The following is a 15,119-nucleotide window of genomic DNA, read 5'->3' as shown; positions in this document are numbered from 1 at the left end:
AAGGTGGCGTGACCCGGACGCCAGAGCAGTGCGTGAGGGGGATGCGCCAGGCGCGGGGCCTGGCGGATCAATGAAAACGAAGAAGCTTTTTAACAGCTGGATCATTTGGGTTTTGGTCGGCGTCGTCGCAGTGGTGCTGTTCCTGCCGATGGTCTTTGGCAATAATTCTGCCAAGGTGGATACCTCCGTCGGCTTGCACCAGCTGACAAGCGGCAATGTCACCGAAGCGAAGATGTTCGACGGCGACCAGCGTGTCGACCTGAAGTTGCGCGACGCCCTGAAGGTGGACGGCGTGGACAAGGGCACCACGGTGAGCTTCTACTACTCGACCGCCCGCGCCGAACAAGTGGTCGATGAGATCAACAAGGCCAATCTGGGCAAGTTCACCGACCAGCCGGTGGAAAGCAACTGGCTGCTGTCGATGCTCGGGATCATCATCCCGTTCCTGCTGATCGCCGGCATCTTCTGGTTCATCCTCGCCCGCTCGCAGGGCGGCGGTTCCAAGGTCATGCAGTTCGGCAAGTCCAAGGCGAAGCTGATCACCAAGGACATGCCGCAGGTGACCTTCAAGGACGTCGCCGGCGCCGACGAGGCAGTGGAAGAACTCCACGAAATCAAGGAATTCCTGCAGGAACCAGCCAAGTTCCAGGCCTTGGGCGCGAAGATCCCCAAGGGCGTGCTGCTCTACGGCCCTCCGGGCACCGGCAAGACCCTGCTGGCCAAGGCGGTGGCCGGCGAAGCCCAGGTGCCGTTCTACTCGATTTCCGGCTCCGACTTCGTCGAGATGTTCGTCGGCGTGGGCGCCTCGCGCGTGCGCGACCTGTTCGAACAGGCCAAGAACAATTCCCCGGCGATCATCTTCGTCGACGAAATCGACGCGGTGGGCCGCCACCGCGGCGCCGGCATCGGCGGCGGCAACGACGAGCGCGAGCAGACCCTGAACCAGCTGCTCGTCGAGATGGACGGCTTCGACGCCACCACCAACGTCATCCTGATCGCCGCGACCAACCGTCCCGACGTGCTGGACCCGGCGCTGCTGCGCCCGGGCCGCTTCGACCGGCAGATCCCGGTGGAGGCACCGGACTTGAAGGGCCGCGAACAGATCCTGTCGGTGCACGCCAAGGGCAAGCCGATGGACGCCACCGTGGATCTGAACGCCGTCGCGAAGAAGACCCCGGGCTACACCGGCGCCGATTTGGCCAACGTGCTCAACGAGGCCGCGCTGCTCACCGCACGCTCCAACGCGAACCTGATCGACGACCGCGCGCTGGATGAGGCCATCGACCGCGTCATGGCCGGCCCGCAGAAGCGCACCCGGCTGATGGACGAGCACGAGCGCAAGGTCACTGCCTACCACGAGGGCGGGCACGCGCTGGTCGCCGCCGCGATGAACCAGACCGCACCGGTCACCAAGATCACCATCCTGCCGCGCGGCCGCGCGCTGGGCTACACCATGGTGGTTCCGGAATCCGACAAGTACTCGGTCACCCGCAACGAGCTGCTGGACCAGATGGCCTACGCCATGGGCGGGCGCGTCGCCGAGGAGATCGTCTTCCACGACCCGTCCACCGGAGCATCGAACGACATCGAGAAGGCCACCGCCACCGCGCGCAAGATGGTCACCGAATACGGCATGAGCGAGAAGGTCGGCGCGGTGCGCCTGGCCGGCTCGGCAGCCGAGCAGGGCATGGGCAACGCCGCCCGCGAATTCTCCGACGAAATGGCCCACCTCGTGGACCAAGAGGTACGCGAGCTGATCGAGCAGGCGCACAACGACGCCTATCAGGCGCTGACCGCCAACCGCCATGTGCTCGACCGCCTGGCCCTGGCCCTGCTGGAGCGCGAGACCCTGAACCAGGCGGAGATCGCGGAGATCTTCGCCGACCTGGTCAAGCGCGAGAAGCGCGAAGTCTGGCTGAGCAACGAGGCCCGTCCGGTGCACAGCGAGGGCCCGATATTAAGCCCCAAGGAGCGCGCAGCTTCCTCGACCGACTAGGATCGAAGCGTGAGTGAACTGAAAGAGATTGACCAGCCGCGGATCGCGGCAGCCGTGCGCGAGATCCTGGAGGCCATCGGCGAGGACCCCGACCGCGACGGCCTGGTCGACACCCCGAAGCGGGTGGCCAAGGCCTACGCGGAGTTCTTCGCCGGCCTGCACCAGCAACCGGCAGACCACCTGTCCACCACCTTCGACATCGAGCACGATGAGATGGTGCTGGTCAAGGACATCCCGTTCTACTCGACCTGCGAGCACCACCTGGTGCCCTTCTACGGTTCGGCGCATATCGGCTACATCCCGGGCAAGGGCGGCAAGGTCACCGGCCTGTCCAAGCTGGCCCGCCTGGTCGAGGTGTACGCCCGCCGCCCGCAGGTCCAGGAACGCCTGACCACCCAGATCGTCGATGCGCTGGTGGAGCACCTGAGCCCGGCCGGCGCGATTGTCGTTGTCGAATGCGAGCACATGTGCATGTCCATGCGCGGGGTGCAGAAGCCCGGAGCGAAGACCGTGACCAGTGCGGTGCGCGGCCAGCTGCGCGAGACTGCCACCCGTGCCGAAGCCATGAGCCTGATCCTCGGAAAGTAGGAACCCCATGTCGCTTGGAGCGATCCCGGGCACCGGCCCGAACACCAGCCCCCTGCCCGTCATCCGCAAGTCCAAGAAGAAGACGATGGCCGACCTGCCCACCGGCCGCACCCTGGTCATGGGCATCCTGAACGTCACCGAGGACTCCTTCTCGGACGGCGGGAAGTACCTGTCCACCGATGCCGCGATCGACCAGGGCCTGAAGCTGCTCTACTCCGGCGCGGACATCATCGACGTGGGCGGCGAATCCACCCGCCCCGGCGCCAAGGACGTGGATCCGGCCCTCGAGCAGGAGCGCATCATCCCGGTCATCGAAGCCCTGGTGAAGGCCGGCGCCGTGATCTCCGTGGACACCATGCATGTCTCCACCGCCCGCGCGGCCATCGAGGCTGGCGCGCACATCATCAACGACGTCTCCGGCCTGACCTACGAGCAGGGCATGCCCGAGCTGATCGCTGAAACCGGCGTCCCCTACGTGCTCATGCACCGCCGCGGCACCGCGCAGAACATGGTCGCCGAGGCCAACTACCAGGACGTGGTCGCAGAGGTCATCGGCGAGCTGCGCGGCCTGCGCGACGAGTTCGTCGCCAAGGGCGTGGCCCCGGAACAGATCATCATCGACCCGGGACTGGGCTTCGCCAAGGATGCGGAGCACAACTGGGCGCTGCTGGCCAACGTCCCTGCCATGGAAGAGCTCGGCCACCGCGTGCTGATCGGCACCAGCCGCAAGCGCTTCTTGGGCGAGCTGCTGGCCGAAGGCTCCAAGAGCCGGGCACCGCTGGAACGCGATGCGGCAACCGTGGCCACCACCGTGCTCGGCGCCCGCGACAAGGTCTGGGCGGTGCGCGTGCACGATGTCGCCGGCAGCCGCGACGCCATCGAAGTCGTGCAGGCCTATGGATCGCATTAGCATCTACGGAATTTCGGCCACCGGCTACCATGGCGTGTTCGAGCATGAGAAGCGCGACGGCCAGGAATTCATCATCGACGTGGTGCTGCACGTGGACATCACGCGGGCGGCAGCCAGCGACAATGTGCTGGACACCGTGCACTACGGCGAAGTCAGCGAGCTGGTGGTCGAGCAGATCAAGGCCGGCCCGTGGGACTTGATCGAGAAGCTGGGCAGCGAAATCGCCGAGGCGATCCTCGCCGCCTACCCTTCCGTGGCCGCCATCGACGTGGTGGTGCACAAGCCGCAGGCGCCGATCCCGGTGCCATTCAGCGATGTCACGATCTCGCTGACCCGGCACCAGAAACAGCACACCGCGATCATCGCGCTGGGCGCCAACCTGGGCGACCCGCAGGCCACGCTGGCCGCCGCGGTGCAGGAGCTCGGTGCGGAAACAGAGCTGCTCAAGGTGTCCCCGCTGGCCATCACCAAGCCGGTGGGCGGCCCGCCGGACCAGCCGGACTACACCAACCAGGTAGTCCAGGTGCGCACCCGGCGCTCCCCGCATGAGCTGCTGGATTTATGCCAGTCCATCGAGGCCAAGCACCACCGCACCCGCGAGGTGCGCTGGGAAGCACGCACCCTGGATTTGGACTTGATCGCCTACGACCAGCTGCGCCTGGATGACGAGCGGCTGACCCTGCCGCATCCGCGCGCCGCGATCCGCGGCTTCGTGCTGGCCCCGTGGAGCTGGATGGATCCGGACGCGGTGCTGGACGGGCAACTGGTGTCCCGGCTGGCCGCCGAAGCCGCCGATGCGAAAGACATCATCCGGCTATGACAAAGCTGAAGCTGCGCTGGCTGTTCGCGTGCGCCGGGTTCGGAGCCGCGGCCGGCTGGATTGCGCTGCGCCTGCTCACCTCGGCCGGCCGGTATGCTCCGGTGCTGGACTACTCCGCGCTGTACTCGCTGGGCGCAGTCTGCGCGGTGGTGCTGTTCCTGGGGATCCGGGTGAAGCGCTCCACCCAGGGCAAAGCCGACTTCGAGCCGATCGCCGCGGCCCGCACTCTGGTGCTGGCGCAGGCCTCGGCCTATGCCGGCGCGGTCATCGCCGGCTGGCATGTTCCAGCCATCATCATGCTCTGGGCGGCCACCGGCATGACCCCCACCCTGACCCGCGGCTTGGTGCTGGCCGGTGCCGGGCTCCTCATGGTGGTCATTGGGTATATTGTTCAGCAACTGTGCAAACTTCCACCGGAGGATACCGATGGCAACAGCGACTCCGTGGTCACCGAGTAGCTTCACCCCAGCCCACCGGGACTATGCCAAGGTCAAGCTCACCACCTGGGCGATCACCTGGGGCGTGATCCTGCTGGCCTCCCTGGTTCCTGCCGTGCTGGCCGCAACCGGCGCCGGCATTGCGCCGTGGCTGGTGCTCACCCCGATCCTGCTGGTGCTGCTGCTGGCACTGCTGGCCCTGCGCATCATCCGCCGCCAGGTCGCCGCACTGGGCTACCTCGAACGCGAGGAAGACTTCATTGTCCGCTCAGGGGTGATGTGGCGCAAGCAGGTAGTCATTCCCTACGGCCGGATGCAGTATGTCGAGGTCAACAGCGGACCGCTGGAGCGCCGCTACGGCCTGTGCCAGTTGACGCTGAACACCGCAGGCTCCGGCGCCACCGCGCACGTCTACGGGCTGCCCGAGCGCGAAGGCCAGGAATTGCGCGAACGGCTCGTGGCCGCCGGCGAAGAGCAGATGCTATGAGCCAGTCCGTGGAACCGGCCGCCGGTGACAGCGCCGAGCCATGGCAGCGGGTGCACCCGGCCAGCCCCTTCGTCCACGGCTGGCTGGCCATCATCGGCCTGGTCTACATCTACTGGCAGAACACCGACGAACTGTCCTGGGTTGAACGCTTTTCCGGCGACAGGCTGATCTGGACCGTCGCGGGCGCCGGCATCGCCCTGCTCGTGGTGCTCATCTTCTACTTCCTTTCCTGGTATTTCACCCGCTACAAGCTCACCAGCACGCACGTGTACGTGAATTCAGGGATGCTCTTCCGCAGCCAGAAGCAGGCGCGCATCGACAAGGTGCAGGGCATCGACATCGCCCAGCCGCTGGTTGCCCGGCTGCTGGGACTTGCCGAGCTGCGCTTCGACGTGGCCGATTCCTCCGAGTCGGTGCTGCGCCTTTCCTTCCTGCGCAAGGCCGACGCCCACGCGTTGCGTCAGGTCATCCTCCAACGGGCCCGCGGCGGACGACCCGCGCATGCCCCAGAAGCCGAACAGGCTGCGGCAGATGCGCCCGCGCCGGCCGATCCGCAGCCTGCCATGCAAGCATCGCCGCTGATGGCCAAGGTGCCCATCGGTCGGCTGATCGCCTCGCTGTTCCTGCAGCTGCCGGTGATCATCGGTCTGCTTGCCTGCCTGTCGATGGTGGTGCTGTGGATTACCGGGGTCGAGGGAATCATCGCCGGCCTGGTGCCCTCGGTGCTGGCCTTCGGCAGCTGGTTCTACAAGCAGCTGAACCAGGGCTGGAACTTCACCGCCAGTGCCTCGGACACCGGCATGCGGATCAGCTACGGTCTGGCCGACACCCGCCAGCACTCCATTCCCTCCGGCCGGGTCCAGGCCATTTCGGTGACGGCCCCCTTCTTCTGGCGGATGCTGGGCTGGTACAAGGTGGAGGTCAACGTGCTGGGCACCAAGAGCGATGACGCCGACAACCTGCAGGTGCTCCCGGTGGGCGACTTCGAGTCGGTCGCCCGGATCATGGGGATCCTGCTGCCGGACCTAGGCGTCGAGAACCAGCGCGAGGTGCTGGCCACGGCGGTGAGCACCGGATCCGAGCACGGGTTCATCGGCTCCCCGGAACGCGCCAAGCCGTTGTCCCCCGGGGCATGGAAGCACCAGGGATTTTTGGCCACCGGCACCACGGTGATTTCCCGGTACGGCTGGCTGGCGCGCCAAGCCAGCTTCGTGCCGCATAACCGGGTGCAGGGCATGAGCTGGATACAGGGGCCGTGGGAGCGAGGACGTAGACTGGCCGGTGTCCGCTTGCACAGTGCTGGCGGAAGCATCACCGGATACGTGCATCAGATTGATGCGGACACCGCGGCAGAATTTATCCGGGCGCAAACCCGGCGCCTGGTTGAAAGGTAGAAGTGGACGCACCACGCTTGGGAATCGGCATCATCTCGGCCGGCAAGGTAGGCACCGTGCTCGGTGCGGCGCTGGCCGCCAGCGGGCACCGGATCACCGGCATCCATGCAGTCTCGGAGGCTTCGCGCGATCGCGCCGACGCCCTGCTGCCCGGCGTGGAACTGCTGGACCCGGCAGAAATCCTGCGGCGCAGCGAACTGGTGCTCTTTGCTGTGCCGGATGATGTGCTCGGCGAACTCGTGGCCGGGCTGGCAGCGGGCGGGCATTTCTCCGTGGGGCAGCTGGTCGCCCACACCGCCGGGCGGTACGGCACCTCGATCCTGCAGCCGGCCATGGACGCCGGCGCCTTCGGCCTGGCAATCCACCCGGCAATGACCTTCACCGGGATGAGCATGGACCTGCAGCGGCTGACCGATTGCGTTTTCGCGGTCACCGCCGACGAGGCCATCCTGCCGGTCGCCCAGGCGCTGGTGGTGGAGATGCGCGGAGAGCCGGTGGTGATCGCCGAGCAGGACCGGGTCAGCTACCACGCGGCCCTGGCCCATGCGGCAAACCACCTGAACACCATCACGGCGCAATCGGCCGATATCCTGCGCCGCATCGGCGTGGAAGAGCCATCCAATACCCTGCGAGCCCTGATGTACGCGAGCCTGGATAACGCGCTGCGTTCCGGAGCCGGCGCCCTGACCGGCCCGGTGGCCCGCGGCGATCGCGGGACGGTGACCGCGCACCTGCAGGCGTTGGCCGACGACCCGGCAGAAACGAATAATTCCTACCGGAGCCTCTCGCGGGCGACGGCACTGCGCGCGGCCGACCGCGGGCTGATCTCCCAGAGCACGCTGGAAGAGCTCTTGCGAGTTCTAGAATAGATAGCGTGAATACCCCGAAGATTGTCAAGACCCGTGCCGAGCTGAAGGCCGCCATTGCCGCAGCCAACCCGGGATCGCTGGGCTTCGTGCCCACCATGGGAGCCCTGCACAGCGGCCACGCTTCGCTGTTCAAGGCAGCCCGTGAAGAAAATGAACTTGTCGTCATTTCAGTATTCGTCAATGAACTGCAGTTCAACGATGCCAACGACTACGCGAAGTATCCGCGCCAGTTCGACGCCGATGTCCAGCTGGCCGCTGCTGCCGGGGTGGATATCGTCTTTGCCCCGGAAGCTTCCGAGATCTACCACGCCGGCCTGCCGTTGGTGAAGTTGGACTCCGGCGCAATGGGCGAAATGTATGAAGGCGCCTCGCGGCCGGGCCACTTCGATGGAATGCTGGCAGTTGTTGCCAAGCTGCTGCACCTGGCAGACCCGCGCCGTGGCGAATACCGCGCCTACTTCGGCCAGAAGGATGCCCAGCAGTTGGTGCTGATCCGCCGCATGGTTGCCGACCTGGATTACCCGGTAGAGCTGCGTGCGGTGCCGATCGTGCGCAGCGAGAAGGGCCTGGCGCTGTCCAGCCGCAATGCATTGCTCAGCGAGGAAGAGAAGGAAGCGGCATTGGTGCTGCACCGTTCGATCCAGCTGATTGCCGATCGCGCGGCACGCAACGAGCCGCTGTACATCGAAGATGCCATCGGCATGTACCAGATGGAACCTCTGGTTCAGCTTGACTACTTCGTCGTCGTCAACCCGGATACCCTGCAGGAACTGGCATTCAACTGCCAGGACACCCCCTTTACCGGAGAAGGCCTGGTCCTTGTCGCGGCGAAAGTGGGCAGTGTCCGGCTGATCGACAACCAGCCGATCTAGGAAAAGCGCCGGGCAGCATCCGAGAGGATCTGGCGGAAGCCGCACAGCTCCCGCATGACGTCGGCGGCCGGCTGCTCGGCATCCACGAACTGCACTGCCTCGCCGGCGTAAACCGGAGCGATGTCCGTCATCGCTTCGGCCCGGGCCTTGATCATCTGCTCGCGCAGTGCATCGTTCGGCTCCCAGGCAGACAGGTCCTCGTGCTTGTCGCTGAACGCATTGCGCAGGGCGCGCCCGCCGAATTCCGGCGCCCATGGCAGTTGCTGGGCAATATCGAAGGCACGCGTGTAGATGGTGCCATCCAGGCCCGCGTTGCGCACTGCGCTCTTCATGTTCTCGTGCCCGCTGGCTTCTGTTGCCGAAAGGAAGCGGGTGCCGATCCAGGCGGCTTCGGCGCCAGCTGAAAGCACCGCGGCGACACCCCGTGCGGTGCCGATGCCGCCTGCCGCGATCACCGGCTTCTGGTGCTGGGCGGTTGCCAGCTGGAGCAACGGCAGGGTTCCAGCTTCATTGCGACCGTGTCCGCCTCCTTCTGCGCCACGGGCAATGATGATGTCGATGTCATCAGCCATGGCGCGTTCCAGATCTGCCGCGTTGCCTACCTGCATGGCGGTCAGAACTCCAGCCTCATGGGCTACCGCCGCGGCCCGGGTGACATCGCCGAAGCTCAAGGTCACCAACGAGGGCCCGAACTCCAAGAAGGCCTCTAGCGGGGAGAGATCCGTTTCCAGCGCCCAGGCCATGAAGCCGACGCCCCATGGAGTACTCAGGGATTCAACGAATTGCGTTTGCTGTTCAATCCAGTCAGCTGTGGGAGTTGCAGGCGAACCGATCATCCCTACACCTCCCGCGTGGGAAACAGCTGCAGCCAAGGCGCCGCCAGCCGCGCCAGCCATAGATGCATTGAAGATGGGTTCACGGTATCCAAGGAGTCTTTGCAGGTCGCTCATGAGCCCAGACTAGAACAGCGGAATGCATGTGACCTAGAACGCGGCCCCTCGATTTGTAAGTGCCCAAGAACCTGTGTATAGTTTTTATCTGTTGCCGGAACGGAAACAACACGGAATCTACCGATTGTTTACCCGGCAGCCAATCACTTTTCACTGAAGGTTTTCCGCCGATTTTGATCGGATAAGGAAGTCTGGTAAGTTGGAAAAGTTGCTCCGGAGCGAAGCAGTGGCCACCAAGGGTGGCTGGTGTGGTGTCGAGAGTGTTTGTTGTTTGAGAACTCAATAGTGTGCCAAGTTTGTTGATACCGAATATTTTTATTTGGTGAATACATAACATTTGCTTGAATCATTGCACCCCCGTGTGATGGTTTGAGTGTTTTATTATTCGCCAGGACTTCATCGGCTTCGCCCTTATTTTCCAAGGGGTTGCTGGTGGCTTTTTATTTTTTATGGAGAGTTTGATCCTGGCTCAGGATGAACGCTGGCGGCGTGCTTAACACATGCAAGTCGAACGATGAAGCCCAGCTTGCTGGGTGGATTAGTGGCGAACGGGTGAGTAACACGTGAGTAACCTGCCCCCGACTCTGGGATAAGCCCGGGAAACTGGGTCTAATACCGGATATGACCATGGAACGCATGTTTTGTGGTGGAAAGATTTATCGGTGGGGGATGGACTCGCGGCCTATCAGCTTGTTGGTGAGGTAATGGCTCACCAAGGCGACGACGGGTAGCCGGCCTGAGAGGGTGACCGGCCACACTGGGACTGAGACACGGCCCAGACTCCTACGGGAGGCAGCAGTGGGGAATATTGCACAATGGGCGCAAGCCTGATGCAGCGACGCCGCGTGAGGGATGACGGCCTTCGGGTTGTAAACCTCTTTCAGTAGGGAAGAAGCGAAAGTGACGGTACCTGCAGAAGAAGCGCCGGCTAACTACGTGCCAGCAGCCGCGGTAATACGTAGGGCGCAAGCGTTATCCGGATTTATTGGGCGTAAAGAGCTCGTAGGCGGTTTGTCGCGTCTGCCGTGAAAGTCCGAGGCTCAACCTCGGATCTGCGGTGGGTACGGGCAGACTAGAGTGATGTAGGGGAGACTGGAATTCCTGGTGTAGCGGTGAAATGCGCAGATATCAGGAGGAACACCGATGGCGAAGGCAGGTCTCTGGGCATTTACTGACGCTGAGGAGCGAAAGCATGGGGAGCGAACAGGATTAGATACCCTGGTAGTCCATGCCGTAAACGTTGGGCACTAGGTGTGGGGGACATTCCACGTTTTCCGCGCCGTAGCTAACGCATTAAGTGCCCCGCCTGGGGAGTACGGCCGCAAGGCTAAAACTCAAAGGAATTGACGGGGGCCCGCACAAGCGGCGGAGCATGCGGATTAATTCGATGCAACGCGAAGAACCTTACCAAGGCTTGACATGTGCCAGACCGCCTCAGAGATGGGGTTTCCCTTCGGGGCTGGTTCACAGGTGGTGCATGGTTGTCGTCAGCTCGTGTCGTGAGATGTTGGGTTAAGTCCCGCAACGAGCGCAACCCTCGTTCCATGTTGCCAGCACGTAGTGGTGGGGACTCATGGGAGACTGCCGGGGTCAACTCGGAGGAAGGTGGGGATGACGTCAAATCATCATGCCCCTTATGTCTTGGGCTTCACGCATGCTACAATGGCCGGTACAATGGGTTGCGATACTGTGAGGTGGAGCTAATCCCTAAAAGCCGGTCTCAGTTCGGATTGGGGTCTGCAACTCGACCCCATGAAGTCGGAGTCGCTAGTAATCGCAGATCAGCAACGCTGCGGTGAATACGTTCCCGGGCCTTGTACACACCGCCCGTCAAGTCACGAAAGTTGGTAACACCCGAAGCCGATGGCCTAACCACCTTGTGTGGGGGGAGTCGTCGAAGGTGGGACTGGCGATTGGGACTAAGTCGTAACAAGGTAGCCGTACCGGAAGGTGCGGCTGGATCACCTCCTTTCTAAGGAGCTAACCATTATTGGTTGCCCATGCTGGACACGAGTGTTGTCCGGGTGGGTTGCTCATGGGTGGAATATCAATGGACTCAATACCGGAAAACGTGCTGGCTGATGCTGGTGCGGGGTATTGGCTGTGGCCGCGTGGTGCTTGGGCATCTGCTAGTACGCATTGCAGGGGGTTTTCTTCTTGCGGTGCTGGAATGCGGTGTGTGGGTGTTGTGTGGTTTGTATGGTTTGGCATGCTGTTGGGTTTTGAGGCAACAAGCCTCCTTTCCTGGTGAATGGTTGCCGGGGTTCTTCCTGTGGGGAGGGTCCTGGTGGTGTTCGCTTGGGTGAGGGGTTCTTGGTGTTTCGGTGTTTGTCCTGTGTTTGCTGCAAGGATGTCCTGTTGGATTGATGCTGGCCTTTGGTTGGTGTTGGTTTTGGGGTGTTGTTGCGGGGGTGCGGGGTTGTTGTTTGGGAACTGTATAGTGAACGCGAGCATCTTGCAGATGAGATGAGCTTGGGGGTCCTTTTCCTTGGATCCTTGGGTGTTTGAGTCTTGTCTGCGTGATTTTGTTAGATTGTTTTATTGCTCAATTCTGAGACTTTGATTTGTGTTGAAGTTTTTAAGGGCGCACGGTGGATGCCTTGGCATCAAGAGCCGATGAAGGACGTGGGAATCTGCGATAAGCCTGGTGGAGTCGATAACCGGACGTTGAGGCCAGGATTTCCGAATGGGGGAACCCCGCACCATGTTATGTGGTGTGACCTGCAGCTGAATGTATAGGCTGTGTGGAGGGAACGCGGGGAAGTGAAACATCTCAGTACCCGCAGGAAGAGAAAACAATAGTGATTCCGTTAGTAGTGGCGAGCGAACGCGGATGGGGCTAAACCGGTTGGTGTGTGATAGCGGATAGGCGTTGCATCATCGGGGTTGTGGGGTTGACATGTACCAGTGCTATCTTGCTGGTGGGATGAGGTGCAGGCGTATAGGTGAATCGGTTGGAATGCCGGACCATAGAGGGTGATAGTCCCGTAGGTGTAATGCGTGTCTGCCGTTCTAGTGTTGATGCCCGAGTAGCACGGGGCCCGTGAAACCTTGTGTGAATCTGCCAGGACCACCTGGTAAGCCTGAATACTACTTGATGACCGATAGTGAATCAGTACCGTGAGGGAATGGTGAAAAGTACCCCGGGAGGGGAGTGAAATAGTACCTGAAACCGTGCGCTTACAATCCGTTAGAGCTGGGGACTTGTTCCCTGGTGATGGCGTGCCTTTTGAAGAATGAGCCTGCGAGTTAGTGTTACGTCGCGAGGTTAACCCGTGTGGGGAAGCCGTAGCGAAAGCGAGTCTGAATAGGGCGTTTGAGTGGCGTGATCTAGACCCGAAGCGAAGTGATCTACCCATGGCCAGGTTGAAGCGCGTGTAAGAGCGTGTGGAGGACCGAACCCACTTCAGTTGAAAATGGAGGGGATGAGCTGTGGGTAGGGGTGAAAGGCCAATCAAACTTCGTGATAGCTGGTTCTCCCCGAAATGCATTTAGGTGCAGCGTTGCGTGTTTCTTGCTGGAGGTAGAGCTACTGGATAGGCGATGGGCCCTACAAGGTTACTGACCTTAGCCAAACTCCGAATGCCGGCAAGTGAGAGCGCAGCAGTGAGACTGTGGGGGATAAGCTTCATAGTCGAGAGGGAAACAGCCCAGAACGCCAACTAAGGCCCCTAAGCGTGTGCTAAGTGGAAAAGGATGTGGAGTTGCTGTGACAACCAGGAGGTTGGCTTAGAAGCAGCCACCCTTGAAAGAGTGCGTAATAGCTCACTGGTCAAGTGATTCCGCGCCGATAATGTAGCGGGGCTCAAGCACACCGCCGAAGTTGCGTCATTCAAATATTAACCTGGTTTCGATTGGGTGTTTGGATGGGTAGGGGAGCGTCGTGTGGACGGTGAAGTCGCGGTGTAAACCAGCGGTGGAGGCCACACGAGTGAGAATGCAGGCATGAGTAGCGAATGACGGGTGAGAAACCCGTCCGCCGAATGATCAAGGGTTCCAGGGTTAAGCTAATCTGCCCTGGGTTAGTCGGGACCTAAGGCGAGGCCGACAGGCGTAGTCGATGGACAACGGGTTGATATTCCCGTACCGGCGAAGGACCGCCCATACTGAGCTGTGGATGCTAACCATGACGGATCCGGTGATTTGTTCCTTCGGGAATGGTTGCTGGTGGTGTGGTGGGAACCGATGCAGTGAGGTCAGCGTATTAACAGGTGTGACGCAGGAAGGTAGCCGAGCCAGGCAATGGAATTGACCTGGTCCAAGGGTGTAGGAAGAGCGGTTGGCAAATCCGCCGCTCATGTTTCTGAGACCTGATAGGCGCCCCGTTTATGGGGTGATTCGGTGATCCTATGCTGCCTAGAAAAGCATCGGCGCGAGGTCCCAGTCCGCCCGTACCCCAAACCGACACAGGTGATCAGGTAGAGAATACTAAGGCGATCGAGAGAATCATGGTTAAGGAACTCGGCAAAATGCCCCCGTAACTTCGGAAGAAGGGGGGCCTGCCCCGTGATGAGAACTTGCTTCTCTGATGCGGGTGTGGGCCGCAGAGACCAGGGGGAAGCGACTGTTTACTAAAAACACAGGTCCGTGCGAAGTCGCAAGACGATGTATACGGACTGACTCCTGCCCGGTGCTGGAAGGTTAAGAGGACTGGTTAGTCACTTTTGTGGCGAAGCTGAGAATTTAAGCCCCAGTAAACGGCGGTGGTAACTATAACCATCCTAAGGTAGCGAAATTCCTTGTCGGGTAAGTTCCGACCTGCACGAATGGAGTAACGACTTCCCCGCTGTCTCAACCATGAACTCGGCGAAATTGCAGTACGAGTAAAGATGCTCGTTACGCGCAGCAGGACGGAAAGACCCCGAGACCTTTACTATAGTTTGGTATTGGTGTTCGGTGCAGCTTGTGTAGGATAGGTGGGAGACTGTGAAGCTTGGACGCTAGTTCAGGTGGAGTCATCGTTGAAATACCACTCTGGCTGTACCGGTCACCTAACTTCGGACCATGATCTGGTTCAGGGACAGTGCCTGATGGGTAGTTTAACTGGGGCGGTTGCCTCCTAAAATGTAACGGAGGCGCCCAAAGGTTCCCTCAGCCTGGTTGGCAATCAGGTGTCGAGTGTAAGTGCACAAGGGAGCTTGACTGTGAGAGTGACAGCTCGAGCAGGGACGAAAGTCGGGACTAGTGATCCGGCGGCACCTCGTGGAAGGGCCGTCGCTCAACGGATAAAAGGTACCTCGGGGATAACAGGCTGATCTTGCCCAAGAGTCCATATCGACGGCATGGTTTGGCACCTCGATGTCGGCTCGTCGCATCCTGGGGCTGGAGTAGGTCCCAAGGGTTGGGCTGTTCGCCCATTAAAGCGGTACGCGAGCTGGGTTTAGAACGTCGTGAGACAGTTCGGTCCCTATCCGCTGCGCGCGTTGGAAATTTGAGAAGGGCTGTCCTTAGTACGAGAGGACCGGGACGGACGAACCTCTGGTGTGTCAGTTGTACTGCCAAGTGCATCGCTGATTAGCTACGTTTGGAAGGGATAACCGCTGAAAGCATCTAAGCGGGAAGCCTGCTTCGAGATGAGATTTCCATGCACCTTTGTGTGTGAGAGGCCCCCAGCTAGACCACTGGGTTGATAGGCAGGATGTGGAAGCAAGGACTGAAGACTTGTGNGTAGCTGACCTGTACTAATAGGCCGATGGCTTACAACACACAATAAAACAATGATTGAACTGATATTTTTCAATGCTGTTCGCGTTCACTATGCGGTTACGAGACAACAACCTCAAACCGAGAATACTT

At 61.2% G+C, this 15,119-nt stretch carries 10 protein-coding genes and 2 rRNA genes; 11 read left to right on the top strand and 1 reads right to left on the bottom strand.

Annotation, left to right across the window (positions count from 1 at the left end; genetic code table 11):
• The first annotated feature begins 70 nt into the window (after positions 1 to 70).
• From ftsH to panC, 9 genes are read left to right on the top strand one after another with little or no spacing between them, the layout of a single operon-like run.
• On the top strand, positions 71 to 1,996 hold the full coding sequence (gene ftsH / locus EKH49_RS10585) for an ATP-dependent zinc metalloprotease FtsH (protein WP_038992651.1): 1,926 nt from the start codon (positions 71 to 73) through the stop codon (positions 1,994 to 1,996).
• A gap of 9 nt (positions 1,997 to 2,005) precedes the next feature.
• Positions 2,006 to 2,584, top strand: a complete 579-nt coding sequence (folE, locus tag EKH49_RS10580) for a GTP cyclohydrolase I FolE (protein ID WP_073707224.1) — start codon at positions 2,006 to 2,008, stop codon at positions 2,582 to 2,584.
• Between the two features lie 7 nt (positions 2,585 to 2,591).
• Positions 2,592 to 3,494, top strand: coding sequence for a dihydropteroate synthase (gene folP, locus EKH49_RS10575; protein ID WP_236641125.1), 903 nt, complete (start codon positions 2,592 to 2,594; stop codon positions 3,492 to 3,494).
• The gene (gene folK / locus EKH49_RS10570) at positions 3,481 to 4,314 is read left to right on the top strand and encodes a 2-amino-4-hydroxy-6-hydroxymethyldihydropteridine diphosphokinase (RefSeq protein WP_161567503.1); all 834 of its coding nucleotides are present in this window, start codon (positions 3,481 to 3,483) and stop codon (positions 4,312 to 4,314) included. Before folP ends, folK begins: the two co-directional genes overlap by 14 nt.
• A complete protein-coding gene (locus EKH49_RS10565) occupies positions 4,311 to 4,772 on the top strand; it encodes a DUF3180 domain-containing protein (protein ID WP_052253925.1) in 462 nt (153 codons plus the stop codon). Before folK ends, EKH49_RS10565 begins: the two co-directional genes overlap by 4 nt.
• Positions 4,741 to 5,238: a PH domain-containing protein gene (locus tag EKH49_RS10560; protein ID WP_128470809.1), complete on the top strand. Its 498-nt coding sequence runs from the start codon at positions 4,741 to 4,743 to the stop codon at positions 5,236 to 5,238. Before EKH49_RS10565 ends, EKH49_RS10560 begins: the two co-directional genes overlap by 32 nt.
• Entirely contained in the window at positions 5,235 to 6,632 is a 1,398-nt protein-coding gene (locus EKH49_RS10555) for a PH domain-containing protein (RefSeq protein ID WP_128470808.1), read from the top strand. Before EKH49_RS10560 ends, EKH49_RS10555 begins: the two co-directional genes overlap by 4 nt.
• Positions 6,633 to 6,634: 2 nt before the next feature.
• Positions 6,635 to 7,501 carry a Rossmann-like and DUF2520 domain-containing protein gene (locus tag EKH49_RS10550; RefSeq protein ID WP_038992645.1) on the top strand — a complete coding sequence of 289 codons (867 nt, stop codon included), beginning with the start codon at positions 6,635 to 6,637 and terminating at the stop codon, positions 7,499 to 7,501.
• Positions 7,502 to 7,506: 5 nt separating this feature from the next.
• Positions 7,507 to 8,373, top strand: a complete 867-nt coding sequence (panC, locus tag EKH49_RS10545; RefSeq protein ID WP_128470807.1) for a pantoate--beta-alanine ligase — start codon at positions 7,507 to 7,509, stop codon at positions 8,371 to 8,373.
• Here the strand turns inward: panC and EKH49_RS10540 are convergent.
• Entirely contained in the window at positions 8,370 to 9,323 is a 954-nt protein-coding gene (locus tag EKH49_RS10540; protein WP_128470806.1) for an NAD(P)H-dependent flavin oxidoreductase, read from the bottom strand. The two genes, panC and EKH49_RS10540, sit on opposite strands and share 4 nt — an antisense overlap.
• 446 nt (positions 9,324 to 9,769) lie before the next feature.
• Between EKH49_RS10540 and EKH49_RS10535 the strand changes: the two genes are divergently transcribed.
• Positions 9,770 to 11,295: ribosomal RNA gene (locus EKH49_RS10535) — 16S ribosomal RNA — on the top strand.
• A 596-nt stretch (positions 11,296 to 11,891) separates the two neighbouring features.
• Positions 11,892 to 15,029, top strand: a 23S ribosomal RNA gene (locus tag EKH49_RS10530).
• The 16S and 23S rRNA genes sit together here, the layout of an rRNA operon.
• The last annotated feature ends 90 nt before the right edge of the window (positions 15,030 to 15,119 follow it).

Source organism: Glutamicibacter sp. HZAU (assembly GCF_004100365.1).
GTDB lineage: Bacteria > Actinomycetota > Actinomycetes > Actinomycetales > Micrococcaceae > Glutamicibacter > Glutamicibacter nicotianae.
The sequence above is the reverse complement of the archived record's forward strand: the minus strand, read 5'-3'. Positions and strand labels throughout refer to the sequence as shown.

Bases quoted from the DNA above. Each gene is read 5' to 3' on its own strand.
- EKH49_RS10555 (WP_128470808.1), top strand. From the start codon at position 5,235: ATGAGCCAGTCCGTGGAACCGGCCGCCGGTGACAGCGCCGAGCCATGG.
- EKH49_RS10560 (WP_128470809.1), top strand. From the start codon at position 4,741: ATGGCAACAGCGACTCCGTGGTCACCGAGTAGCTTCACCCCAGCCCAC.
- EKH49_RS10540 (WP_128470806.1), bottom strand. From the start codon at position 9,323: ATGAGCGACCTGCAAAGACTCCTTGGATACCGTGAACCCATCTTCAAT.
- folP (WP_236641125.1), top strand. From the start codon at position 2,592: ATGTCGCTTGGAGCGATCCCGGGCACCGGCCCGAACACCAGCCCCCTG.
- ftsH (WP_038992651.1), top strand. From the start codon at position 71: ATGAAAACGAAGAAGCTTTTTAACAGCTGGATCATTTGGGTTTTGGTC.
- EKH49_RS10565 (WP_052253925.1), top strand. From the start codon at position 4,311: ATGACAAAGCTGAAGCTGCGCTGGCTGTTCGCGTGCGCCGGGTTCGGA.
- folK (WP_161567503.1), top strand. From the start codon at position 3,481: ATGGATCGCATTAGCATCTACGGAATTTCGGCCACCGGCTACCATGGC.